Below are 22,847 nucleotides of genomic sequence, written 5' to 3' on the forward strand. Positions count from 1 at the left end.
GATGTTTGGTAAGCAAATGCCTTCGGCTGCCCGTTCAAAAGACGAGGGAGAGAAGCCTTTCTGGATCTCCTTCGCTGATTTGATGACCGCGATGATGATTCTGTTCCTCGTGGTCATGGTGGCAGCTTTGAGCTCTGTGACGCAGCGTATAAATCAAGCGGAGCAAGGAGAGAAGCAGCGCAGTAAGGACATTAGTCAGATCTGTGAGCATCTGAGCCTTAAGGCGAAGACTGCCAGTAAGACCATCGTGGTGGATTGCAAAGACAACCGGATTAGCTTCGGCGATGCTGGCCGCTTTGGGCATAACCAGTACGCGCTGAGCAACGATGGTCAGTCGGCGCTTCAAGAGGTTGTGCCGATGATTCTGGACGCGGCCAACAGTGAAGTAGGCCGTAAATGGTTCAAACAGGTTGTGATTGAGGGATCGACAGACACTGATGGCTCCTACCTTTATAACCTGCACCTTTCACTGCAACGTTCAGAATGGGTGATGTGCAGTCTGCTCGATAGCCGCAGTCCACTCCAAGTTGGATTGTCGCCAGAGCACCAACAGCAAATCAGGTCGATGTTCCTGGCGGGCGGTGTGTCCTTTAACAATGCGAAGGACACTAAGGAAGAAAGCCGGCGAGTGGAGTTGCGCATGCAGTTCTTTGGCTTGAAGGAAAAAGAAGACAACCTCAAGCCAGAGGTGCCGGTGTTCAATAACACTGATATGGAAAAGTGTCAGTTGGCAATGAACCGATGACCAGCCCAATCGCGCGGCTTTCCGCGGCTATCAACCTGAGTCTTTCCGCGCATCGAACGGGGCCGGCGCCTGAACCGTTGGCGCGATTCCCCCGTCTGGGTGCTGCGGGAATTGATCTTTACGAAAGATTCGAGCGCGCTGAAAAGGCTTTGCCGCCACCTCAGGAAAAGCGCCGCGCTGCGATAAGCAAATTCCGCAATGTACTCCCACTCAACGCCTCAGAATGGCGCTTGGTTTTCGCCGGCCTCTCGGACAAGAGTGAGCGAGTCGGGCCGATACTGGACGATGACCAGCTCTTTGACCGAGTGCACAAAGAAATCTATCACCGTATCGAAAAACGAAAGCTTAGCCGCCGCGATTGGTTGGCGCTGTGCTTTAGCTACTTTGGGTACGAGGCCGCCACGCCTGATCAGAACGCCAATTGGTGTGTGTTGCGGGCAGACGTTCAGCTTGGCTTCGATTGCGTCAGAGGTCAGCAAAAACGCGAGAAGGAATGGGTGCATATCGTCCAGCAACATCAGGAGCTTTTTTCCGAGCAGGCAGGTGCCAGGCTGGGCGACCAGATGTTCAATGGTGAAATCAGCGACCTTTCAGCGTTGCAGACGATTGCGCAGATCCCTGACAGCAGTTGGCTGTGGCGAAGGATCTTTAACGTACTGATCTCTCGTATTTTCATGTTGGATGACGCCGAGTTTTCTCAGCGCTTAGCCGACCTTGTCGACATCGGCCGGCAGCATCCGCGCTACATGAACGACATTCTGAGTGCGTGTCTGTCGCGCTATCACGTAGCTGCTTATCGAGAAAAGCCGTCGTCGCTGCTCAAACAGGTTGCACTCGACAATTGGGGCAGCCCTCAGATCCGTTCCAGGCAAAACAGCTGGCTGCAGTATGTTGAAAAAGATGTCTGTGCAATGGTCGTTGCATGGTTTGCGAAGGAGGACCTTGAGCACTTCTTTAACCTATTGAAGGGAGACTCCGAGGTTGATCAATCGCGTCTGCACTACTGGCTGCGATTTGCCAACCAAATGAGTTACACCCGAATTGTTATGGGGTCGGATGCGTGGAATGACCGCGCGCGGGACTTCGTTCATTTCCGTGAGAAAAACAAAGGGCGCTTGAGCAAGCTAGTAGGCGGCCCTGGGCACAACAATGCTGTAGTCATGCAAATTGGGAATTACTTTTTCGTGGAGTTCTCCGGCACAGGCAATGCCTGCTATGTGTACAAAGCAGATGATTCGCCATTCAACCCAGACAAATCCCAGCTTGAGCTTACTGCAGAGTTGAAGCAGGCAAATCGTGCGCTGGATCGAATGCGGCATTCACCGGCACCTAGCCGCCCAAACCGTATAGAGGGTTGGCTGAGCAAATTCGATGACTCTCTAGGGAAATTGGGCATTCACGTGCAGGGTCAAACCGGCACGCCCGGGTCATCCAAGCCCATGGCTTTTGAAGACCAAGTCCGCGACGCTCTAAAGTCGGTCAAACACAAAGTCTATGACCAACGCGCGCGCGGCGGCGCGTTTCAGGTCCAGCTTGATGACAATGATCAGTCTGCCGTTGCAGCGCTCCAACGCCTGGGCTTCAAGCCCGTCAATCACCAGCCACTCAGGTTCTGGAGGCAGTAATGCTCAAGCGTTTCCTCAAAGGCATTGGCCTGCAGCCGGATACGGCGGTAGTAAATACTGAGCCTGCTTTTTCCATTGAGGAGCAGGGCATTTGTTATCCCCTGAGCTTGGCGGAGAATGCACAGTCCTGGCCGCTGGCAAGCTATCTGGATCAGTTGGAAGAAGAGGAGTTCGTCTCCCAACTCAGCGATCGCTGGCTGCTGACGTGGGATGAACTCTATCGGCTTCTAGATGAGCCAGAGCACTTAACAAGTCTGCCGCTATTGGGGTTGCCGCCAAAGACAGCTCTCATTCCTCAACTGAGCAGCCAGGGCAGTATTGCCTCCGACGACTTCAAGGTCGCTGTCAGTGGATGGCGTGATCCACAATCCAACTCAAATGTGCAGGTGCAGCGCATGGGCGCCATCGTCCAGCACCACGGAAAAATGGAGATTTTGCCTGAGTCGTGCTGGAAGCTGACCGGCGCGGTACGGCAACTTTACCTGGCTCAACAAAATGAGCCGGGTGAAGTAACCAACCAGATCGGCTGGGCCAGCATCAGGAAGTTGGCACGCAAGGCTGGTGCCGGTATGGATGGCTTCCTGGATAAGACCGTCGTTATCAAACCTGAAAGCCTGCGGCTCAACCCGCGAAAATCGACAGTAGGTAATACGCCTGTTATCGAGCTGGAACCAAGCTTCGAAGGCCAGCCGGCAAACTGGCTTGAAAGTTTCGACGGTGTCAATCAGGTTCAGGATCGATATCGGGTGACTGGTGATGATGGATCGCTGACACACGTCCTGATTGATCCCGAAGTCAAATCTGTATTGGACTACGTGCGCTCGTTGCCCGGGCGTCGGGTCGCTGGCGACGATGCTCTTTCTTTCGTCCGCAACCCTTACAGCGCACTCGGCGAAAGTGCCGCGCAAGTGTTGGATGCCGAGACTTATGAAAACGACCTGGCCGAGGCTGGGATTTTCTTTCATCGCTTTCATCTGGAGCCCAAACTGGATGAAGCGGGACAGCGCATCGAGCAGGTAAATCTGACGCTCGAACCGATCTCGCCAACGCCGCAAGCGCCCATCGAAGTTGAATTCAAAGCGGCCTATGAGCTCGCGCCGTTCGTGCATGAACTGCAACTGAAGTTGGCCGCTGGAATGCCAGCTGGTTTCTGGCAGGGCTATGAGCTGGAACTCAGCGATTTTGATTTGCGCCAGTTGGCAGGTATCAGCGACCTGCTTAAGCGTTGGCAAAACGAAGCGGCCGGTATTGAGTTCGACTCAGTCCTGGACCTGTCTCTTTACGGCGACCGTGTGACTGGCATCGGGGAAGCGGAAAGAATTACTTCGCCTTTCCTCGTCAAAGAGGCGACCGAGAACTGGTTGCCGAAGGATGTGGCGGCACTGGGCATTGACGCAGAAATCCTTGGGCGTTGGGATCCTTCCGACCGAGCTCAATTTGAAGCGTTTGAGCAGCGACTGGACGAAGCTCGCGCTGCTGGTGATGAAACGGTCTGTTTGCCAGAGTCCGAAACACCGCTCTCGATTGCCGCTGCCGAGCAACTTTTTGATGCCTGGTCAAAGAAGATCGCCCCTGTCGAGACCTGTCTGGTCCAGCCGCTGGAAAAGGTTGGCCGCGCCGTACTGCAAATCGGCCACAATATCGACGAGCCGACCTACGTTCAGATACGCCAGGCAGCATTACGCGGCGCTTTGGACGCAACGCCAGAGCTGCCCAGCTTGCTCAAGCCTGAGGTCGTATTGCGTGAGCACCAGCTTCAAGGCGTCGCGTGGTTGCAGCATTTGTTCCGCTTGTCCCCCGCGGACGTGTCAGGTTGCTTGCTCGCTGATGACATGGGGCTTGGGAAAACGATCCAGTTGCTCACCTTCCTTGTCTGGTACCTGGAAAAATATCCACAAGACAAACCGACACTTATCGTCGCCCCAGTTTCGTTGCTTGATAACTGGGAGCGTGAGCTTCATCGGTTCTTCTTCGCTGATGCGCTACCAGTGTTGAAGCTGTATGGCTCAGCCTTGAGTGCAGTGAAGTTCAAGAAGGAAGAAATCCCTGCTGACTTGAAAGCAAAAGGCATCAAGAATTTGCTGCGCCCAGGTTGGATGGGCGGCGCCCGAATCGTCCTGACGACTTACGAGACACTTCGCGATCAGGAGTTTTCCCTGGCGCGCCAGCAGTGGTCAATCGTCGTGTGCGATGAAGCACAGAAGCTGAAGAACCCCGCGGCACTGGTGACTCAGGCGATAAAAGCCATTCCTGCGAGATTTCGAGTGGCGTGCACCGGTACGCCTGTCGAAAACACCCTGATAGATCTCTGGTGCCTCTTCGACTTCATTCAACCAGGTTTTCTAGGTGGTTTGAACCAGTTCGGTCGCGAGTATCAGCGCCCAATCGAAGCCGCGTTGGAGCGTGACACGGTTGCCCTGGAGCGCCTTCGAGGGCTTATCGATCCGCAGACTTTGCGCCGAACCAAGCAGGACATTGCCAAAGACCTGCCCGCCAAAATCGAAGACACAGCATGCCGTTCACTTAGCATGCATGCCTTGCAACGCAATTTGTACCTGTCCGAAATATCCGCGTACAGCCAGAAGCAGCAGATTGAAGAACAGCTCGATCAAAAGACCTCCGGCATGCTCGGGTTGCTGCACAAGCTCAAGCTCATTTGTGCTCATCCTTACAGCGTTCAGCCAGACAAGCGATTGCGCGACAACTCGCCGAAGCTGCAATGGTTGATGCAGGCCCTTGAGTCGATCAAAAGAGCTGGAAATGGCGACAAGGTCATTGTCTTTACCGAGTTGCGTGATGTTCAGCGGGAGTTGCAGCACTCGATCCAGGAGCATTTCGGGTTTCGGGCAACCGTCATCAACGGCGATACCAGTACCAGCAGCCAGAGTGCGAATAGCCGGCAGCGGCTGATCGACCAATTCCAGGAGCTGCCGGGATTCGCAGTCATCATTCTGTCGACCATCGCTGTCGGGTTTGGGGTGAACGTGCAGGCAGCCAACCACGTCATTCACTTCACCCGTTGCTGGAATCCGGCCAAGGAAGATCAAGCAACTGACAGGGCTTATCGGATTGGGCAGGAGAAGGATGTCTATGTGTACTACCCGACGGTTCGTGATGCGCAGATGCCGACGTTCGAAGCGACACTCGATGAGTTGCTGAGTAAGCGGCGGGCGTTGGCGCGGGACATGTTGAGTGGGGCTTCGGATATTCAGGCTTCGGACTTTGAGGCGCTGCTGAAAACACGCTGAGCCCGACTTGCAGGAAAACGTTGCTTGGCGATATGTCAAATATAAGTACAGGTAAGTTCCTGCTCGGGTTTGCAAATAGGCAAAAACCAGCCAAGTGGCGCTTGTCTGGTACAACCTGTGAGCGGATTGCTTACCTGTAGACGTTTGTAGCTGGATTGCTTAGGGTGTGGCCATTCGATATTGCCCTTTCAGGGAACGAAAATGAGTACGTCATTGCAAGATGTTGTCAAAAAATTCGAGCGCAGCTCACCCTTTTCAATTCTTGCCGCAGACTGGCCTACGGCCGTCCGTAATGATTTCGCCGAGTTTGTACTGGCGGTGCATGACTCAGGTCTCGACCTATGGATCATCGCAGATGGCCAGATACGCTTGGGCAACAAGAGCGGTACCCGTGATCGCGCAGAAGCCTGTCTCGCCTGGATAATTGCGCAGAAAAACGGGCCCATCATCAGCTTCTCACGCCTCGTTGCTGGCGCTGACACCCCTTGGGAGGTAGTCGGAAAACCCGTGCTGGCGCGTTTGCAAGCGCCAGGCTTTTTGAAGACATATCCAATCAAGAGCCGTGTTGTCAAATGGCCCAACGAGTACTCGCTTGATCAATCCGAGAATGGAGAGCCGTTCTCAACGGCCTCACCTGTGCCTGGCCAGTTCAACGGGCATGCTCTAACCGTTGAACAAATCGTAAGCGGTCTCGAACAAGCGGGATTTGTTTTGACACCCTTGCCGGGAAACAAAGTATTCCGCCTGATGCATCCAGCGTTGGATGAGCCGATTTATGTCAAGAGGGGGGCAGGTCAATCGACGCGTGCACCGTTGGTGCTGCATCCCATGCATGCTTCAAAGCTTGTCGAATGGTCCGAAATAACCGGTGTCGAGCGTCCAGCGGAGCTTTACTACCACAATAGCAACCTGCGTGGTTTTCCCAAGCGTCTCCATAGCGGCACTACGCCCATAAACTATGGGATTGCTTTTGGCTTTCGTGACACTGCAGCAATGGATGCTCTTGTCCAATCTCTGCTTGGTCACGAGTCCCTTCCTGACGAAGTGCCAGCTATGCCGGCTGCGATGACTATCGATCTGGGTGAGGTAGCTCTGACTGACACAGAGCGAGACGCTTTGATCAAAGCTCGTATCGGTCAAAGCCGTTATCGCGATTCCCTTGTGGCTTATTGGGGCGGTTGCTCAGTAACCGAGTGCTCCATTCCCCAATTGCTGCGTGCCTCGCATATTAAGCCTTGGCGGTCAGCGAACCATGCCGAGCGACTTGATCAGTTCAATGGACTGCTTCTGACCCCTAACCTCGACTTGGCCTTTGATCAAGGCTTGATCAGCTTTGATGACGATGGCGACATTTTGCTGAGCCCTGAAGTAGATGCAGCGACAGCGGCGGCGCTCCATTTGAGCCCTGCATTGAGGTTACGACAGATCGAGCCGCGCCATCGCTCCTATCTGACATGGCACCGTGAAAACCTATTCCGGAATTGATCCGCTCTAACCCGATGTGTGACCACCTCCTAAATTTTCTGCCCTGAATCACCGGATGGCTGGCCATGAACGAACTACTGCATCACCGTGGCTCGCTCTGCGCTTAGCCTAAACGTGCTGTCCCCACTAAACTCCAGAATTGGGTTAAGTTTTTCTTCTGTCACTGCTGTGATCCAGCTGCAATGCTGCCATCGCCGCTCTAGTAGTTCCGCTGTCGCCACACGCGATACGACCTTGTTCGAGGCTATCGGGGTTATCATGTCAGACCGTGGCCGGCACGAAGGTTGAAGCACTCAAGTGGCCTAGTCATCATCCGCAAAATTAACGGCTTAATTCGCCGTACTCGTTCATACGCGATCTGGGCAGTGGTAAATCATGAATGCAGTAGAAATTGAGTCCGCTATTTCGGACCTGGCCCTTGAGCCCTTTGACGCGGTGGAATTTCCGTTTGTCTTCCTGGCCGCTTTTGGCAATAAGGAAACAGCCCTCAAACGCTTGCGTGCCGGCAACAACAACGCTTCCGACGTGCCCGGCGGTGTGCTACTGCGCAGCAACATCCATATCGCCGCATGCGAATCTGGTAGCGTAGGCGAAACACTCAAGGCATTGCGCGCCAGCCCTGCCACCACAAAAGCCAAAGCCAAGTTCATCCTTGCCACCGACGGGCAAACGCTTGAGGCCGAAGAGCTAATCACGGGTGAAACCATCACCTGCGATTACCCGGACCTCCCCAACCACTTCGGCTTCCTGTTGCCCTTGGCCGGTATCTCCACTATTAAGGAGATCAAGGACAACCCCATCGACGTGCGCGCCACCAGCCGCCTGAACAAGCTATATATCGAGCTGCTGAACGAGGACCCTGACTGGGCCAAGGACGAGCGCCGCGCCGACATGAACCATTTTATGGCGCGGCTGGTGTTCTGCTTTTTTGCGGAAGACACCGACATTTTTAATGGCGATGGCCTGTTTACCAAAACGGTTGAGCAGTACAGCGAACGCGATGGCTCCAACACCCATCAGGTGCTGTCTGAAATTTTCCGAGCCATGAACATCAAGCTGGCCGAGCGTGCCACTGTTCAGCCCCGGCTGCCCAATTGGGCCAACGGCTTCCCCTATGTGAATGGCGGCCTTTTTTCCGGCAGTACCGAGGTGCCGCGCTTCACACGCATGGCGCGTACTTATCTACTGCACGCCGGCAACCTGAACTGGAAGAAAATCAACCCAGACATCTTCGGCAGCATGATTCAGGCCGTAGCCGATGATGAAGAGCGTGGCGCATTGGGCATGCACTACACCAGCGTGCCCAATATCCTGAAGGTGTTGAACCCACTGCTACTGGATGATCTGCGCGCCCAATTGGATGCGGCTGGCGATAACAAGGCCAAGCTGCATAATCTGCGCAAACGCATGGCGCGCATCCGCGTATTCGACCCAGCTTGCGGTTCCGGAAATTTCCTGGTCATTGCCTACAAGCAAATGCGCGAAATCGAGGCGGAAATTAATCGTCGTCGGGGAGAACCTCATCTAGGCAGCGATATTCCGTTGACCAATTTCCGTGGCATCGAGTTGCGAGATTTTCCGGCGGAAATTGCCCGCCTGGCGCTCATCATTGCCGAGTACCAGTGCGACGTGCTGTATCGTGGCCAGAAGGATGCACTAGAAGAGTTTCTGCCGCTGGATTCGCAAAACTGGATCGTTTGCGGTAATGCGCTACGGCTGGACTGGCTGAATATCTGCCCGCCAACGGGCACGGGCGTGAAACTTCACGCCAATGATTTGTTTGCAACCCCACTGGATCAGGCTCAGATCGATTTTGAGAATGAGGGAGGGGAAACGTATATCTGTGGTAACCCGCCGTACAAAGGAAACGCAAAAAAAACTGCCGAGCAAAAGAAAGACATGGGCGATTTGCTCGATAAGAAGGTTGATGGATGGGGCTTACTTGACTATGTGTGTGGCTGGTTCTTCAAAGCTCACGAATATGCAAAGCAAACACGGGCGAAATTTGCTTTTGTGGCAACGAACAGCGTTTCTCAAGGACAACACGTAACAGGCTTTTGGAAGCCGCTTTTCGACGACGGATTGAAATTCAATTTTGCAGTTCGTTCTTTCAAGTGGAGCAACCTGGCGACAAACGATGCTGGAGTTACCGTTGTCTGCATCGGTGCTGGGGTACAAGCGGCGTCCGCAGACCTTTACGACGATGACAAAAAACTTTCGACTAAGAACATCAATGCGTACCTGATGCCGGCAGATGACTATTGGGTTATGCCATCATCCCGCCCGATTTCGGTCATCCCCCCGATGCTGAAGGGCAACTACTACGGCATGTCAGAGCATTTGATTTTTGATACGGAAGGAAAGAATAAATATTTGAATGCAGGGTTGGATGCTGCGTTTATACGAAAATTCTATGGTGCATCAGAAGTTACCAAAGCCAGACCGCGTGCTTGCTTCTGGTTTCCTGATGATCCGGCAGCGGAAATTCTTGAGATTGCAGATATCAAGAAGAAGCTGGAACAAGGCAAGGCTGCGCGGCAGACATCAAAAGATGCCGTATCCAATGGCATGGTTAAAAGGCCGCATCAGTTTCGTGAGATGCGAAGCTGTGAAAACTATTTCTTCGCCATTCCTGTTGTATCTTCGGAGAACAGAAGCTACTTGCCAGTTGATTTATTAGACAACCAATCCATCATTTCTAATAAATGCTTCGCCCTTTACGACGCCCCGCTCTGGAACATGGCCCTCATCGCCTCACGCTTGCATTGGGCCTGGATTGGTGCGGTCTGCGTGCGAATGCGTACCGATTTTTCGTACTCGAACACCCTCGGTTGGAATACTTTCCCCGTGCCATTGCTCACCGAGCAGAATAAAGCCGACCTGACCGCCTGCGCCGAAGCCATCCTGCTGGCCCGCGAAGCGCATTTCCCCGCCGCCATCGCCGACCTGTACGACCCGGATAATATGCCGGATAACCTGCGTCGAGCTCACGAGTGCAACGATGAAGTGCTGGAGCGCATCTATATTGGTCGTCGTTTCAAGAACGACACCGAACGGCTGGAAAAGCTGTTTGACCTCTATACCAAGATGGCGGCAAACGCAGCGAAGGCCGCGCCGAAAAAGCCACGAGGGAGAAAGGCATGAGCGACACCCCTATTAGCCTGAGCATGCCACCCGAGGGCTACAGCGACTGGCTGATCGACCTCAAAGGCCGTATTCATAATGCCCAGCAGCGCGCCACACTGGCGGTTAACCGCGAATTAGTGCTGCTCTACTGGCAGATCGGTCACGATATTTTGACCCGGCAAGCACAACAGGGCTGGGGTGCCAAGGTTATCGAGCGCTTGGCGCAGGATTTGCGCGCAGCCTTTCCCGATATGAAAGGGTTTTCGCCACGCAACCTCAAGTACATGCGCGCCTTTGCCGAGGCGTGGCCGGATGCGGAATTTGTGCAGCAGGCTGCTGCACAATTGCCTTGGGGTCACAATCTGGTGCTGCTGGACAAACTGCCTGGCCCCGAAACCCGCCGCTGGTATGCCGCCAAGGCCATCGAGCACAACTGGTCGCGCAACATTCTGGTGATGCAGATCGAGACTCGTCTGCTGGAGCGCAGTGGCAAGGCAGTCAGTAACTTCGAGAACCACCTGCCCAAACCGCAGTCCGACCTGGCCCGCGAGTCGCTGAAGGATCCTTACCGCTTCGACTTCCTCGGCCTGACCTTTGATGCGCAGGAGCGTGAGATCGAAAACGCTCTGGTCAAGCATGTCACCGAGTTCCTGCTGGAACTGGGCGCAGGTTTTGCCTTCGTTGGCCAGCAAGTGTTGCTGGATGTGGGCGGTGACGAGTTCTTCATCGACCTACTGTTCTATCACCTCAAGCTGCGCTGTTATGTGGTGATCGAACTCAAGGCCGGCAAGTTCAAGCCCGAGCACCTGGGCCAGTTAAGTTTTTACCTCACCGCAGTGGATGCCCAGCTCAAGCACCCACAGGACGGTCCCACCATCGGCCTGCTGCTGTGCAAGAGTAAGAACAAGGTAGTGGCCGAATACGCCCTGCGTGATAACGCCCGCCCCATCGGTGTGGCCGAATACCAATTGGTGGAGTCCCTGCCGGCAGAGCTGCAAACCAGCCTGCCCAGCATCGAACAGATCGAGCGCGAGCTGGCAAGTGATGACGCATCCATGGACGACGACTCGCAATGACCGAACAGAACCACAACCCAACCAACACTTACACGGTGCCATCGGTATCCATCACCACGGCGCACACCGGGGCTTCCAGCAAAGCCAATGAGCTGGGCATGCGTACCATGCAAGAGCGCGCCTATACCAAGCGCGGCGAACAGTACCTGCTGATCAAGTCGCCCCCTGCATCAGGTAAGTCGCGCGCCCTGATGTTTATCGCGCTGGACAAGCTGCATAACCAGGGCTTGCAACAGGTAATTGTCGTGGTGCCGGAGCGCTCCATTGGCGGCAGCTTCGCCGATGAGCCGCTGAGCAAGTTTGGTTTTTACTGGGACTGGCAAGTGGCTCCGCAGTGGAACCTATGTAATGCTCCTGGCATCGATGAGCCGCGCGTGGCCAAATCCAAGGTGGAAGCCGTACGCGCTTTCCTGAAAAGCACCGACAAGACACTGGTTTGCACCCATGCCACCTTCCGTTTTGCCGTAGAAGAGCTAGGTATCGAAGCTTTCGACAACCGCCTAATCGCCATCGACGAATTCCACCACGTTTCCGCCAACCCGGACAACAAGTTGGGCGGCCAACTGAGTGCGTTTATCGGCCGCGATAAAGTGCATTTGGTGGCCATGACTGGCTCTTATTTCCGTGGCGACAGCGAGGCCGTGCTGGCCCCGGCGGAAGAAGCCAAGTTTGAGACGGTGACTTACACCTACTACGAGCAGCTCAACGGCTACCGCTGGCTCAAGTCGCTGGACATCGGGTACTTCTTCTATACCGGCAAGTATGTGGATGCCGTCGCCAAGGTGCTGGACCCAGCACTGAAAACCATCATCCATATCCCCAATGTGAATGCCCGCGAAAGCCTCAAAGACAAGGAGCGCGAGGTCAACGAAATCATGAGTGCGCTGGGCGATTGGCAGGGTGTCGACCCGGCCACCGGCTTCCACCTCATCAAAGCCAAGGACGGTCGCACGCTGAAAGTGGCAGACCTGGTGGATGACAGCGACGCGTCCAGGCGCTCCAAAGTGCTCAGTGCACTGAAAGACCCTGCGCAGAAGAACAACCGCGACAACGTGGATGTGATCATCGCACTGGGCATGGCGAAGGAAGGCTTCGACTGGATCTGGTGCGAGCATGCGCTGACCATCGGCTACCGTTCGAGCCTGACCGAAATTGTACAAATCATTGGCCGCGCCACGCGTGATGCCGAGGGCAAGGAGCGCTCGCGCTTCACCAACCTGATCGCTGAGCCTATGGCCGACCAAGCGGCTGTAGCCGAAGCAGTGAACGATATGCTTAAGGCCATTTCCGCCAGCCTGCTGATGGAACAGGTGCTCGCCCCGCGCTATGAGTTCAGTCCGAAAGATACCGGGCCGAAAGACGGTTTCATTTACAACGGTGGCGAGGGCTATCAATCAGGTGGCACCAATCTGGGCGTGAATGAAGCCACAGGCCAGTACCATGTCGAAATCAACGGTCTGACCACGCCGCAAAGCACAGAAGCCTCGCGCATCTGCAAAGAAGATTTGAACGAAGTGGTAACCAGCTTCCTGCAGGACAAAACCGTGCTGGAACGCGGCCTATTCGACAAGGAAAACACCCTACCCGAAGAGCTGACCCAACTGCGCATGGGCAAGATCGTGCGCGAGCGTTACCCCGACTTGAGCGACGTCGACCAGGAAGCAATCCGTCAGCATGCCATCGCAGCCATGAACATTACCCAACAGGCCAAATTGATGTTGGCTCAGACCGATGCCAGCGAGAGTGGCGCCTTACAAGGCAGTACGTCTCTGCTGGAAGGCGTGCGCAAATTCGTCAACGTGCGCGAGCTAGATATTGATCTGATCGACCGCATCAACCCTTTTGAAGCCGCCTATGCGGTGCTGGCTAAGGCGATGGATGAAAAATCCCTGCGCCAGGTGCAGGCCAGCATTGCAGCCAAGAAGGTGAGCATTCCTGAAAGCGAAGCACGAGACTTAGCAATGCGCGCCCTGCAGTTCAAAAACGAGCGTGGCCGGCTGCCAGACATCAACTCCGCCGATGTCTGGGAGAAACGAATGGCTGAAGGCGTGGTTGCGTTCGCACGTTACCGTGCCCAAGCCAAAGCGGCACAGGGAGAATCCACTAATGGCTAAGATGAACGATGACGACCTACTGGATGCGCTAGGGGTAGAAGTACCCTCGCTAAATACAGCCACTCGAACCCCTCGCGAAGAACGCATCTTCGCTGGCTTTGAGGACATTCGGCGCTTCTATCAGACCCATGGCCGAGCCCCACTACATGGCGAAGACCGCGACATTTTCGAGCGCTTGTACGCCGTGCGATTGGATCAGCTTCGCAAGTTACCGGAAGCACAAGCCCTACTGGCAGGCTTGGATAGTCACGGCCTACTGTCAGGTTCTGTGGTAGCCACGGTAAATGTAAATGACCTGGATGAGGACGCCTTGCTCGCCGAGCTGGGCATCGGCAGTGAGTCCGTCGACCAGGACGATATCACCGTGCTGCGGCATGTGCGTTCCAGTGCGGCAATAAAAGCGGCAGAAGAAATTGCCGCCCGGAACCCATGTAAAGACTTCGAGAGATTTAAGCCACTGTTTGACGAGGTGGAAGCAGGCCTCAAGCAAAAACTATGGGTAACCAAGCCCTTTGGCAAGAACGCCAGCATCGAGGTCGGGGACTTCTTCATTCTGAGCGGACTCATTGCCTATGTCGCCGAGGTGGGAGACACCTACAAGACGCCGAATGCGGAGACGAATGGTCGTTTGCGGGTCATCTACTCCAATGAGACAGAAAGCGATCTGCTACTACGATCCTTGCAGCGGGCGCTCTACAAAGACGGTGACGGGCGTGCAGGGTCTCGGATCATCAAGGTAGACTCTGGCCCACTGTTCAGCGACATAACCGAGCCGGACGACATCGAGACTGGCACCATTTATGTGTTACGCAGCCGGTCCAACCATCCCTACGTAGCCGAGCACCGCGAGCTGATCCACAAGATCGGCGTAACCGGTGGCCGAGTGGAAACGCGTATCGCGGCGGCGGCGAAAGATGCCACCTACCTGCTGGCCGATGTGGAAGTGGTCGCAACTTACAAGCTTCACAACCTGAACCGCACCCGGCTGGAAAACATCTTCCACCGCCTGTTCGGCGCAGCGCAGCTGGACTTGACCATCGAAGACCGCTTCGGCCATCCAGTCAGACCTAGGGAGTGGTTCCTGGTGCCGCTGCATGTGATTGATGAAGCGGTTGAGCGCATCCGAGATGGGTCAATTACCGAAATGGTCTACGATCCCCACTCGGCTCGCCTGGTCAGCTAAAGACACTGATGAGGTAAACGATGACTAGATCGATGTCGCGCGCTTGCACGCGACATCGATCTAGTCTGATCCCGAAACTCCTCTGGGCGTCCGCTAAATTGTTCTGCTTACTGCAAGTGGCGCTACTGCCGATGTCAGTATGGTATGCACGATATCTACAGATCCCGGCTTTCATGCCGCCGCTCGTTCTGCTTTACGTTTTCTCTTTCCTGAGCTTTTGCCTACGACTATACGGCCCGACGGACTTATAGGAAGGGGTGTTATTCACTAGATGTCGAAATAGTGGCATTGAATCGCTTTTTAACGAATGATGGCGGTTATGAAAGCGATGCTGCGTGTCTGTGGCAGTAAGTCCAGCTCGTAAGCAAGGGATGCTCCGCAAGCAAGGAAGCTCAGATGTGGGCTGATGTCGATACAAAAAGCGATTTTCTGAATTACTCAGAAGTGGCGGATCTGGTTGTGGACGTCATCCGTGATCCGTCCATGCGTCCGGTTACCATAGGCGTGTTCGGTTCCTGGGGTACTGGGAAGTCCACGCTGCTCAATCTGATTGAGCATGGACTGAACCCTCCTCGGGGAGCGTCTGAATTCGTCGTCGTTCGTTTTGACGCCTGGTTGTATCAGGGCTTCGATGACTCCCGCGCCGCGCTGATGGAGGTCATCGCCTCCACTCTTATCGACGCTGCCGAAGAAACCAGCTTTCTTCCTGAAGCGAAGAAGCTTTTTGCGCGGGCAAACAAAATGCGAATGCTTGGTCTTATGGTCGAAGGCGGAGCGCTTGCTTTGGGTATGCCAGCTTTCGGTTTTGGTGCGAAAGGGGTGGAGGCTCTGGGGAAGCTCTTTTCCGGTGAAGCGGATCATGACTCGTTAGGAACTCTCAAAGATGAAGGTGGTAAGGCGAAGGACAGCTTTACCGGGCTGCTTGGCCCAGAAAAGCAGCAAACTCCCCCCCAACAGATCGAGGCGTTCCGAAAGGAGTTTTCAAATGTCCTCATCGGTCTCGACAAAACGTTGGTCGTTTTTGTCGACAACTTAGATCGCTGCTTGCCCAAGCAGACGATCCATACCTTGGAGGCTCTGCGTCTATTCCTCTTCATGAACCATACGGCTTTTGTCGTGGCGGCAGATGAGGAGATGGTTCGCCATTCGGTCAGTGAGCATTTCAAAGATCCTGGTGATCGTCATGTGACTGATTACTTGGATAAACTTATTCAAGTGCCTGTTCGTGTGCCAAGGTTGGGCGTTCAGGAGGTTCGGGCGTACCTATTCATGCTGTTTGCCTCGGCCGGTAACAAGGTCCCTGGCGAGCACATCGAGGCCTTGAGAGTCGGGCTTGAAGATAACTTGCGCAAGGCATGGAGAGACGAGCCCATCAGCACAGAGAGGGCCTTAGAGTTGCTGGGCTCTAATGTGCCTGTGGAAGTTGCCGAAGCTTTTCCGATTGCTGATCGAATTGCGCCAATGCTCGCAAGCTCCAGCTCCGTGTTGGGTAACCCCAGAATCGTGAAGCGTATGCTCAACGTCGTTCGAATGAGGGTACGGGTAGCAGCACTGCGTGAAATGCCTGTAAACGAGGCCCTAATCGCCAAGGTAGCTCTTTTTGAGCGTTGCATGGAGGAGAAAGCGGTCGCCCATCTTTACTCGATGATAAATAGTGCTGCCGGCGGCAAACCTGAAGTGTTGGCCGAACTGGAGGGACTACTGGAAGACCCCGTGAAATTTACGGAGGCTTGTCCGGATTTATGGACCAAAGTAGACCTCGTGCGAGATTGGATCAGGCTCGAACCGCAGCTTTCGACTGTAGACCTTCGTCCGGTCGTTTATCTGAGCAGGGAAACCACTCCCTTACGGGTATTGCGCGCAGGTCTTTCTGCTGATGCGGCTGAAGCGCTTGCTGTGCTCAAACGGACGTCCAACACCTCGTCACCTTCTGCAAAAGCTGCTCTACAAACCATATCCGGTGGTGAGCACGCGGCCGTCATGACCCAGTTAATTGAATCGATGCGGTCGCATTCTGAGTGGACAAGCAAGCCAGTCGGCTTCGACGGTGCGCAGTTGCTTGCCGAGAAGTCACCCGAAGCCGGTGCGCTGCTATCGGACTTCATTCACACCGTAATGCCGGACAAAATTCGGCCTTGGCTCAGCAGCAAGCTTAAGGGCGCGAGCTGGTACAAGGAGCGGGAGAAGAAGTAATGGGAACCTCTACGTCAAGCAAAGGGCCTGGGGGTAATTCTCCATTTGTGCCTGGGTGGGTGGACACCGATGGGCAGCAGGTACCCGAGGCTCCTCCGCAGCGATTTAAAGACTTCCGCACAAATCTGGGGAGATTCGTCTCGACAGGAGACGGCGATTACCTTCGCTCTGCGATAAGCAGCTATGCAGGCGGTGCAACCGGTGGCAGTGGCATTGGACCTGCCCGGTTTGGCTCCATGGCCGGAGCCGGTGGAGCCTTATTTGGTGCGATGGCCACATTGAGGGAAGGGCATTCCCCTCTGGGGCTGGATCTCGCTGCGTTGAACGGCCAGGACACGGACATTGCTATCGACATGATCGTGCAGGCGCTTGCCACTGAGGACGGCGATTCTGATCGCGTTCGGGTTGCGATGAACGAGGCGCTTTCTGAATGCCTAGAGGGTTACCAAGAGTTTGATTTCGCGAGCATCACTGACGAGATGCTTGTACAGATGATGCTGGTGTACGTCACCAAATGCGTGTTTGGACAAGTGGTGCTCGATTCGAACGATGCGTTCGCAAAAGCTGAATCACCTGGCCAAGTCGAGCAGGCCGAGAAGGAACTGTACTCTCTCGTTGAATCGGTGACCGACAAGCACATGCGTCCCTTGTTGGGAGGCAGTCTGAAAGCGCTCTCCAGCAAACAAATTGAAAAGATTCAGATGGCCGCCATCCGCGAAGTGTGGAGTGAATGGGAGGCATACCAAGAGTGACAGACCTCATTTTCCATCACGAAGCTGATCAGCTTCGCTCGCAAACGGCTAATGAAATTCCCGTACTGATGTACGGCAGTCGCCCACCGACGCGGGGCACTTGCTCTATAGGGGGGCCGGTTCGCGCTGCAGTGAGGCGTTTGGGTGCTCCGGTCAGTAGAACCGGGTTCGATTTGTTGACTATAGCCATGGCCGTAACAGCCGCAGATACTTTTGTTGATAAAGCAGACGCTGATGATGGTTGGGCCCGGGACCTTCGTTTATTCATCCCCATCGCTGATCCGCAACTTTGGCAGGCCGCGATACCGCTTTTACAGAAGGCTCTGCATTTCTTAAGCGGCGATCTTTGGGAGATCATCCTATTGCCTGATGGACCCAGACAGCTCACGTCTCAGAACCGTGGTCGCATCACCGTTATGGCCGGCCACGATTGCGTCAGTTTGTTCTCGGGGGGGATGGATAGCGGCATTGGAGCGTTGAATTTATTAGCGGAGGGCAGACGCCCATTGTTGATAAGTCATGCATATCGAGGTGACTCGGAAAAGCAAATCATGGTTCGGGATCATCTACCGGTGGAGGTCTCAAGATTCGCTGCGGTGGCAAATCCGGTGTCCTTGACTGGGAGAAAAACCGATGTGCAGATGCGCACTCGAAGCTTCAATTTCCTCGCTTATGGTGCACTGGTTGGGGCCACACTGGCGCAGCTACGAGTCACTGGCACACCAGTAGAACTTTTCGTTCCCGAGAACGGGCTCATTGCGCTGAACCCTCCAATGACTGCTCGCCGCATTGGCGCGTTGAGTACTAGGACGACGCACCCACATTTTTTGGGCCTATTCCAAAAAATTCTGGATACGGTCGGCCTGCCTGTACGAGTCGAGAATCCGTACGCGCTTCAGACGAAGGGAGAGATGCTTTCTAGGTGTTTAGATCAAGCGAACTTGAGGGTCCTAGCATCGGAAACGGTATCGTGTGGTAAGTGGAAGCGGACACACCAGCAGTGTGGTAAGTGCGTCCCGTGCGTCATCCGACGCGCCTCGTTCCACGCTGCCGGAATGACGGACGGCACCGCGTACCATGCCAGAGGAGCGGATCTGACTTCAGTAGTTCGGGATGCGAATGCCAGAGATGATCTGATGGCCATGATCCTGGCAGCCCGCAGATTGCCCGCAGAGGATGTCGCGAAATGGGTGCGTCAATCCGGCCCGCTTCCACTCCACCGCCAGTCTCGTGATTATTTAATAGATGTGGCCAGCAGAGGCATGGGAGAGGTTAGAAACTACCTATGGTCTCTTGGTCTGCTCTGAAGGGAGCTGTAATCTTGAGGTGCCAGATCAGAAATTTTCTGGCCGTTCCCTAATCGCTTCCAGACCAATAGGGCGGTGAGCCGATAGTAATACCGGGTAGCATCGGAATGGTCTTTCAGGTACTGAGTGAGAAACCAGCGCACGTGCTTGATCTGCCAGGTCCAGGGATTGTCTCGCTGCCATCGTTGTTGAATGGCCGCTTGCATGATTCGGGCTTGGCGCAGGTGGCGTTGCTGCGTGGCCGTCGAGCCAGTCAGGACGCCGCTCAGGAACAGCGCCATATCGAAGGGCTTGGTCACGCTCTCCCTCCAATGTAGGCCGAAACCACATCGATCCGGTTATGACCGAGTTCAAGGCTGATCTGTTGGCGCACCTGTTGATCCAGGTCGCGGTCAATGCGATAGCAGTGGCCACCATTGACTGGTGCGGCGTGGCCCGTGAGCTGCTCGTAACGCTCGCAGGCGTAGGCCGCTCGCAGTTCATGGAAACCCTTCAGCCCGTGTTCATGCAGCGTTTGGCGTGCGGGGAGCACGGTCTGATGCAGGAATGCGGCGTAGCTTTCGTCTCGGGCCAGCAAGTTACGGCTGCCGGTCGGCGACGCCTTACGAGCCAACAGCAGTGCCGCCTTAACCTCTTCATTGGCCACGACCCATCGCGGCGCTGAAGCGCCTGAGCGGCCGCCTTTGGTGCCGTCCTGGATGTTGATGCGGCCTAAGTGTTCGGCTTCGCGGTGCAAGCGTGGCAGGTCAGCCAGGATTGCTTCGCGTAGGCGCATGCCGGTTGCTCGGGCCAACAGGACAATCGCCGCCACCCGCTCGTGTTGCCGTTCGCCAAGCACCTCAAACACTCGCCGCACCTGTTGGCGGTCTTGGCCATCCGGGGCGCGGGTGCGTGCGGTCGAGCGCTTCTGTCCCAACGCCTGGCTCGGGCTGGCGATCCTCACATCTTGATCACCGCGCAGCGCCGCGAGGGTGCGGTTGACGCTGCTCAGGCGGTTCTGCGCGGTGGCGATGCAGAGTTCACCTTGCTGGATCTGCTGGCGCAGGTAAGCGGCGTAGTCTTGTAGTGTGCGTCGATTGATCTGACGCGCATCGTTGTAACCGGGGCCGTCCTCTGACCGACACCAACGCACGAACGCTTGCCAGCGATCGCTATGCGCTTTGACCGTAGCGAAGTGGCCGCCGGCAAACAGATCCTTGAGCGCTTGTGGGCCGGCGTAGCTCAGCTGGCGGCCATAGCCAAAGTTGCGACCCTCACGCCGACCGACCAAGGCCATTGTCATCACCGTTTTCGTTCGTTTGCAGAAAGAGCAGCAGGGCTTTCCAGTGAGGGCTGAGCCTGTCCATCTGCCGCCAGTGTGTCGGGCGGATCAGGAGGGCGTTCTCCTGGTGTTGCAGCAGTGCTCCTTCCTCACGCAGTTGCTCGATCAGTCGGGCGAGGTAGGCAGGGTCCAAGGGTGGTGTGGCGACAGCGGCGACAGTGGCGACAGCCCGCGTCGTTTCTGGCCTGGTGCGTGGCGACAGGGTGGCGACAGCGGCGGCGACACGCCGCGATTCTGGCTGCGGTTGATGTTGCGCCTGGTAGCGGCGCACCGCGTCATTGAGGCGAAACATGGCGGACCTCGAAAGTTTTTCCGTCGCGGCTGCTCAGCCAGCGATGAGTGATCAGTACGACCAATAAAGAGGCGGTATGGTCAGCGCTCTTGCGGGCAAAACGAGGGCCGTTGCGATTGACGTCACGGATGGTGAAGTGGGTCCAGCCTTTCTGCACCAGCCAGCGCAGCAGCCGATCTGCTTCCTCGCGTCGGCTATTGACCGGCTCCTGTTCGGTCAGGCGCTGAATCTCGGCCAGGTAGTAATCCATCAACGTGGAGGCGCGCTGGATGTGTGCTTCGTCCAAGGCACTGGCCTCTTCAACCATGGCCAGTACACCTGCGATGCGCAGCACATTCGCCGCCGCCTTGCTCGCGACAGGCTGGACGCCGGCCAGCTCGCCGAACTCGCCCGACTGGCACTCGATGGTGTCGTGAATATCGATCCAGGCCCGTCGGGCCCGGGGAGTCAGCTCCAGCGTGGTGGGATTGAGTGAGCCATCCTGGTGAAGCAACCAGGGCTTTTGCAGCAGGGCGGTGATCCGCTGCTGGTAGCGCTGGACTTTGGCATCCCGGCTCAAGTCGATCGCCCTATAGAGCCGCTGGCCGGCCAGGCGCTCGGGCCAACTGATCAGACAACGGCCCAGGATGCCTTGGCCATTGATCACCGGGTCTTTGAACAGTTGGTTGGCCAGGTAGGGTTGCAGCATCAGATGCAGGCTGAGGCGGCGGTCATAGGCCCGCAGGCTTTCTCCGGCCATGGAGCGCGCCCGGTCGATCGGGCTGCCATCCCACAGCATCGACAAGGTGGTGATTGCCTTGAGCAGATTCTCTTTGCTCATGGTGCTGCTACCCAAGAATTGGCCACCTTCATCATTGAACAAACCCATGCTGGGCAAGCCATGGCACAGGCTTTTGACCAGGGCCTCGATGGTCGGTTCGGCAATGATCAGTCTTGGCGGTACCGGTTCGGACTGCTCACCGCCTTCCGCCTCCGCGTGTTTCTTTGCGGTTTTGGGCTTGGCCATGATGTTGCTGGCGGCGCGATAGGCTTTGAGCTTTTCCGCATACTGGGTCCACTGCTGTCGTTCCCAGTCGCGCGCCGCCTTCAGTGCCAGATGGTCCACCGCGCTTTTGCGATCACCCGAGGACGCCACCGTCAGTAGGTAAAGGGACAGCGGATAGGTTCGACCGTCGAGTTGGACATTGGCATGACCCTGGCTCACCAGGGCAGTAGTAGCCAGTATCGATTGAGCGGCCATGGCGCAGGGCACGCCGATCACCTCGGCCAGTCGTTCGACCGCAGGGCCCAACAGATCCCCTAGGGCTTCGACCGGGTACGGCAGTGGCGCCTGCTGGTATTCCAGCAAGGGTTGTGGTGGCTCGAACGCTTCACACAGTTGCATCGCCATTCTCCTGAGATGATCGACTTCGTCCTCACTCATCCCGCCACGGTTGCTGAGTGTTATCAGGGATCAAGGTCCCTGCGACCTGTGAGGTTTGTCCACTGACGCGGGACTGGCGGCTCTTTACAACCGAGAGCTTGGGCATCTCATGATCTGGCCTCCTGAACACCGATAGCGGTGGGCGGGTGGAGGCTGCACTGGCTGACGAGACCGGTGCCGCGAGATCCTGAGTCAGGTGAAGGCAGTGAGGCGATGACCGGGGCGTGCCTGACTGTCAGTCAGGTGCAGTCCATTCCTTGGGCTGCGCCACCATCATCGGCATCGCTGTGGCGAGTGAGCATTCGGTGTTTGTCACGCCGATTGTCACGAGGGGGAAAGCCGCAAAGCCCCATGCGAGCGGGGCTGCAGCAATGTGAGATGCGCCCGTCTCTTTAGGGGGCAAAGAGACGGGCAAAAGGTTGGCGCAAGAAATGGCCAAGCGGATAAGTTGCTGCAGAACAGCCAGGAGGGGGCATGAGTTGCCGCAGTGGGCATTCTGGAAGAAGTGGCATCCATCACATCGCTGTGACCGTGCGAGCCGCCGGACGCTAATCGCACTTGGGGAGAACCACCACGATGTGGCGTAGCCTCAAAGGTTCTGGCTACCTGGGTGCTGTCGAGGACAGCGCTTGTACAATTCTTGTTTAGCGCTCGTTCCGCTCTCGGTCAACAGTATTTTGGGGGCGGCTGTTGCGCCAATTGGTAGCGCTGGAAGACCTTGGAGGCCGGTGGTTTTCCATGGTCGGGTGGTCGTTCGTCGGTCTTTAATGTGAGCCTGCGTAATTGCATGGACTTGACCAGTACACGCCGTAGTGACGACCGGCGGAGAACGGCCAAAAGCAATGGGATGGACTCCTCCTCACCTCGGCATCTTGAGTGCCAGACTGAAGGTGCGAACCACAGTCAACCGTGAGAAGGAGTCCACACATGAAGCTTATGCGCATTGGGGTCGACCTG

Annotated in this window: 15 protein-coding genes; 11 read left to right on the forward strand and 4 right to left on the reverse strand. The window is 55.8% G+C overall.

The features are described from left to right. Nucleotide 1 precedes the first annotated feature (1 nt). The 11 genes from zorB1 (at nucleotide 2) to qatC (ending at nucleotide 18,854) form a co-directional block, all read left to right on the forward strand. A complete protein-coding gene (zorB1, locus tag IB246_RS27910; protein ID WP_154863532.1) occupies nucleotides 2-745 on the forward strand; it encodes a type I Zorya anti-phage system protein ZorB1 in 744 nt (247 codons plus the stop codon). After that, entirely contained in the window at nucleotides 742-2,370 is a 1,629-nt protein-coding gene (zorC, locus tag IB246_RS27915) for a type I Zorya anti-phage system protein ZorC (protein WP_192230225.1), read from the forward strand. The genes zorB1 and zorC overlap by 4 nt, the downstream gene beginning before the upstream one ends. Further along, nucleotides 2,370-5,618, forward strand: a complete 3,249-nt coding sequence (gene zorD, locus IB246_RS27920; protein ID WP_192230227.1) for a type I Zorya anti-phage system protein ZorD — start codon at nucleotides 2,370-2,372, stop codon at nucleotides 5,616-5,618. Before zorC ends, zorD begins: the two co-directional genes overlap by 1 nt. A 201-nt stretch (nucleotides 5,619-5,819) precedes the next feature. Next, nucleotides 5,820-7,103 (forward strand): HNH endonuclease, encoded by a 1,284-nt coding sequence (locus tag IB246_RS27925; protein WP_192230229.1) that lies wholly within the window; start codon nucleotides 5,820-5,822, stop codon nucleotides 7,101-7,103. Between the two features lie 375 nt (nucleotides 7,104-7,478). Next, nucleotides 7,479-10,247 carry a class I SAM-dependent DNA methyltransferase gene (locus tag IB246_RS27930; RefSeq protein WP_106116479.1) on the forward strand — a complete coding sequence of 923 codons (2,769 nt, stop codon included), beginning with the start codon at nucleotides 7,479-7,481 and terminating at the stop codon, nucleotides 10,245-10,247. After that, a complete protein-coding gene (locus IB246_RS27935) occupies nucleotides 10,244-11,305 on the forward strand; it encodes a PDDEXK nuclease domain-containing protein (protein WP_192230231.1) in 1,062 nt (353 codons plus the stop codon). Before IB246_RS27930 ends, IB246_RS27935 begins: the two co-directional genes overlap by 4 nt. Then, nucleotides 11,302-13,419, forward strand: coding sequence for a DEAD/DEAH box helicase (locus tag IB246_RS27940; RefSeq protein WP_070413325.1), 2,118 nt, complete (start codon nucleotides 11,302-11,304; stop codon nucleotides 13,417-13,419). Before IB246_RS27935 ends, IB246_RS27940 begins: the two co-directional genes overlap by 4 nt. Then, complete coding sequence (locus IB246_RS27945) at nucleotides 13,412-14,602, forward strand: GIY-YIG nuclease family protein (protein ID WP_192230233.1); 1,191 nt, start codon at nucleotides 13,412-13,414, stop codon at nucleotides 14,600-14,602. The genes IB246_RS27940 and IB246_RS27945 overlap by 8 nt, the downstream gene beginning before the upstream one ends. 396 nt (nucleotides 14,603-14,998) lie before the next feature. Further along, the gene (locus tag IB246_RS27950; protein ID WP_192230235.1) at nucleotides 14,999-16,795 is read left to right on the forward strand and encodes a P-loop NTPase fold protein; all 1,797 of its coding nucleotides are present in this window, start codon (nucleotides 14,999-15,001) and stop codon (nucleotides 16,793-16,795) included. Between the two features lie 236 nt (nucleotides 16,796-17,031). Next, nucleotides 17,032-17,547: a hypothetical protein gene (locus tag IB246_RS27955; protein WP_083294002.1), complete on the forward strand. Its 516-nt coding sequence runs from the start codon at nucleotides 17,032-17,034 to the stop codon at nucleotides 17,545-17,547. A gap of 188 nt (nucleotides 17,548-17,735) precedes the next feature. After that, complete coding sequence (gene qatC / locus IB246_RS28925; protein ID WP_318652996.1) at nucleotides 17,736-18,854, forward strand: Qat anti-phage system QueC-like protein QatC; 1,119 nt, start codon at nucleotides 17,736-17,738, stop codon at nucleotides 18,852-18,854. On the opposite strand, the gene IB246_RS27965 is transcribed toward qatC, so the two are convergent. Genes IB246_RS27965 through IB246_RS27980 form a run of 4 tightly spaced genes read right to left on the reverse strand, consistent with a single transcriptional unit; the run spans nucleotide 18,827 to nucleotide 21,851 of the window. Then, the gene (locus IB246_RS27965; RefSeq protein ID WP_192230245.1) at nucleotides 18,827-19,153 is read right to left on the reverse strand and encodes a hypothetical protein; all 327 of its coding nucleotides are present in this window, start codon (nucleotides 19,151-19,153) and stop codon (nucleotides 18,827-18,829) included. The two genes, qatC and IB246_RS27965, sit on opposite strands and share 28 nt — an antisense overlap. Then, nucleotides 19,150-20,130 carry an integrase domain-containing protein gene (locus tag IB246_RS27970; protein ID WP_192230251.1) on the reverse strand — a complete coding sequence of 327 codons (981 nt, stop codon included), beginning with the start codon at nucleotides 20,128-20,130 and terminating at the stop codon, nucleotides 19,150-19,152. Before IB246_RS27970 ends, IB246_RS27965 begins: the two co-directional genes overlap by 4 nt. Continuing rightward, complete coding sequence (locus IB246_RS27975) at nucleotides 20,108-20,467, reverse strand: hypothetical protein (protein WP_192230247.1); 360 nt, start codon at nucleotides 20,465-20,467, stop codon at nucleotides 20,108-20,110. The genes IB246_RS27970 and IB246_RS27975 overlap by 23 nt, the downstream gene beginning before the upstream one ends. Then, nucleotides 20,451-21,851, reverse strand: coding sequence for a YfjI family protein (locus tag IB246_RS27980; protein ID WP_192230249.1), 1,401 nt, complete (start codon nucleotides 21,849-21,851; stop codon nucleotides 20,451-20,453). Before IB246_RS27980 ends, IB246_RS27975 begins: the two co-directional genes overlap by 17 nt. Nucleotides 21,852-22,847: the final 996 nt, after the last annotated feature.

Source organism: Pseudomonas sp. PDM01 (genome assembly GCF_014852325.1).
GTDB lineage: Bacteria > Pseudomonadota > Gammaproteobacteria > Pseudomonadales > Pseudomonadaceae > Aquipseudomonas > Aquipseudomonas migulae.

Excerpts from the sequence above, each read along its gene's own strand:
- IB246_RS27925 (WP_192230229.1), top strand. The coding sequence starts at position 5,820 with ATGAGTACGTCATTGCAAGATGTTGTCAAAAAATTCGAGCGCAGCTCA.
- IB246_RS27975 (WP_192230247.1), bottom strand. The coding sequence starts at position 20,467 with ATGTTTCGCCTCAATGACGCGGTGCGCCGCTACCAGGCGCAACATCAA.
- zorB1 (WP_154863532.1), top strand. The coding sequence starts at position 2 with ATGTTTGGTAAGCAAATGCCTTCGGCTGCCCGTTCAAAAGACGAGGGA.
- zorD (WP_192230227.1), top strand. The coding sequence starts at position 2,370 with ATGCTCAAGCGTTTCCTCAAAGGCATTGGCCTGCAGCCGGATACGGCG.
- IB246_RS27945 (WP_192230233.1), top strand. The coding sequence starts at position 13,412 with ATGGCTAAGATGAACGATGACGACCTACTGGATGCGCTAGGGGTAGAA.
- IB246_RS27930 (WP_106116479.1), top strand. The coding sequence starts at position 7,479 with ATGAATGCAGTAGAAATTGAGTCCGCTATTTCGGACCTGGCCCTTGAG.
- zorC (WP_192230225.1), top strand. The coding sequence starts at position 742 with ATGACCAGCCCAATCGCGCGGCTTTCCGCGGCTATCAACCTGAGTCTT.
- IB246_RS27940 (WP_070413325.1), top strand. The coding sequence starts at position 11,302 with ATGACCGAACAGAACCACAACCCAACCAACACTTACACGGTGCCATCG.
- qatC (WP_318652996.1), top strand. The coding sequence starts at position 17,736 with ATGGCCGTAACAGCCGCAGATACTTTTGTTGATAAAGCAGACGCTGAT.
- IB246_RS27950 (WP_192230235.1), top strand. The coding sequence starts at position 14,999 with ATGTGGGCTGATGTCGATACAAAAAGCGATTTTCTGAATTACTCAGAA.
- IB246_RS27970 (WP_192230251.1), bottom strand. The coding sequence starts at position 20,130 with ATGGCCTTGGTCGGTCGGCGTGAGGGTCGCAACTTTGGCTATGGCCGC.
- IB246_RS27955 (WP_083294002.1), top strand. The coding sequence starts at position 17,032 with ATGGCCGGAGCCGGTGGAGCCTTATTTGGTGCGATGGCCACATTGAGG.
- IB246_RS27980 (WP_192230249.1), bottom strand. The coding sequence starts at position 21,851 with ATGCAACTGTGTGAAGCGTTCGAGCCACCACAACCCTTGCTGGAATAC.
- IB246_RS27935 (WP_192230231.1), top strand. The coding sequence starts at position 10,244 with ATGAGCGACACCCCTATTAGCCTGAGCATGCCACCCGAGGGCTACAGC.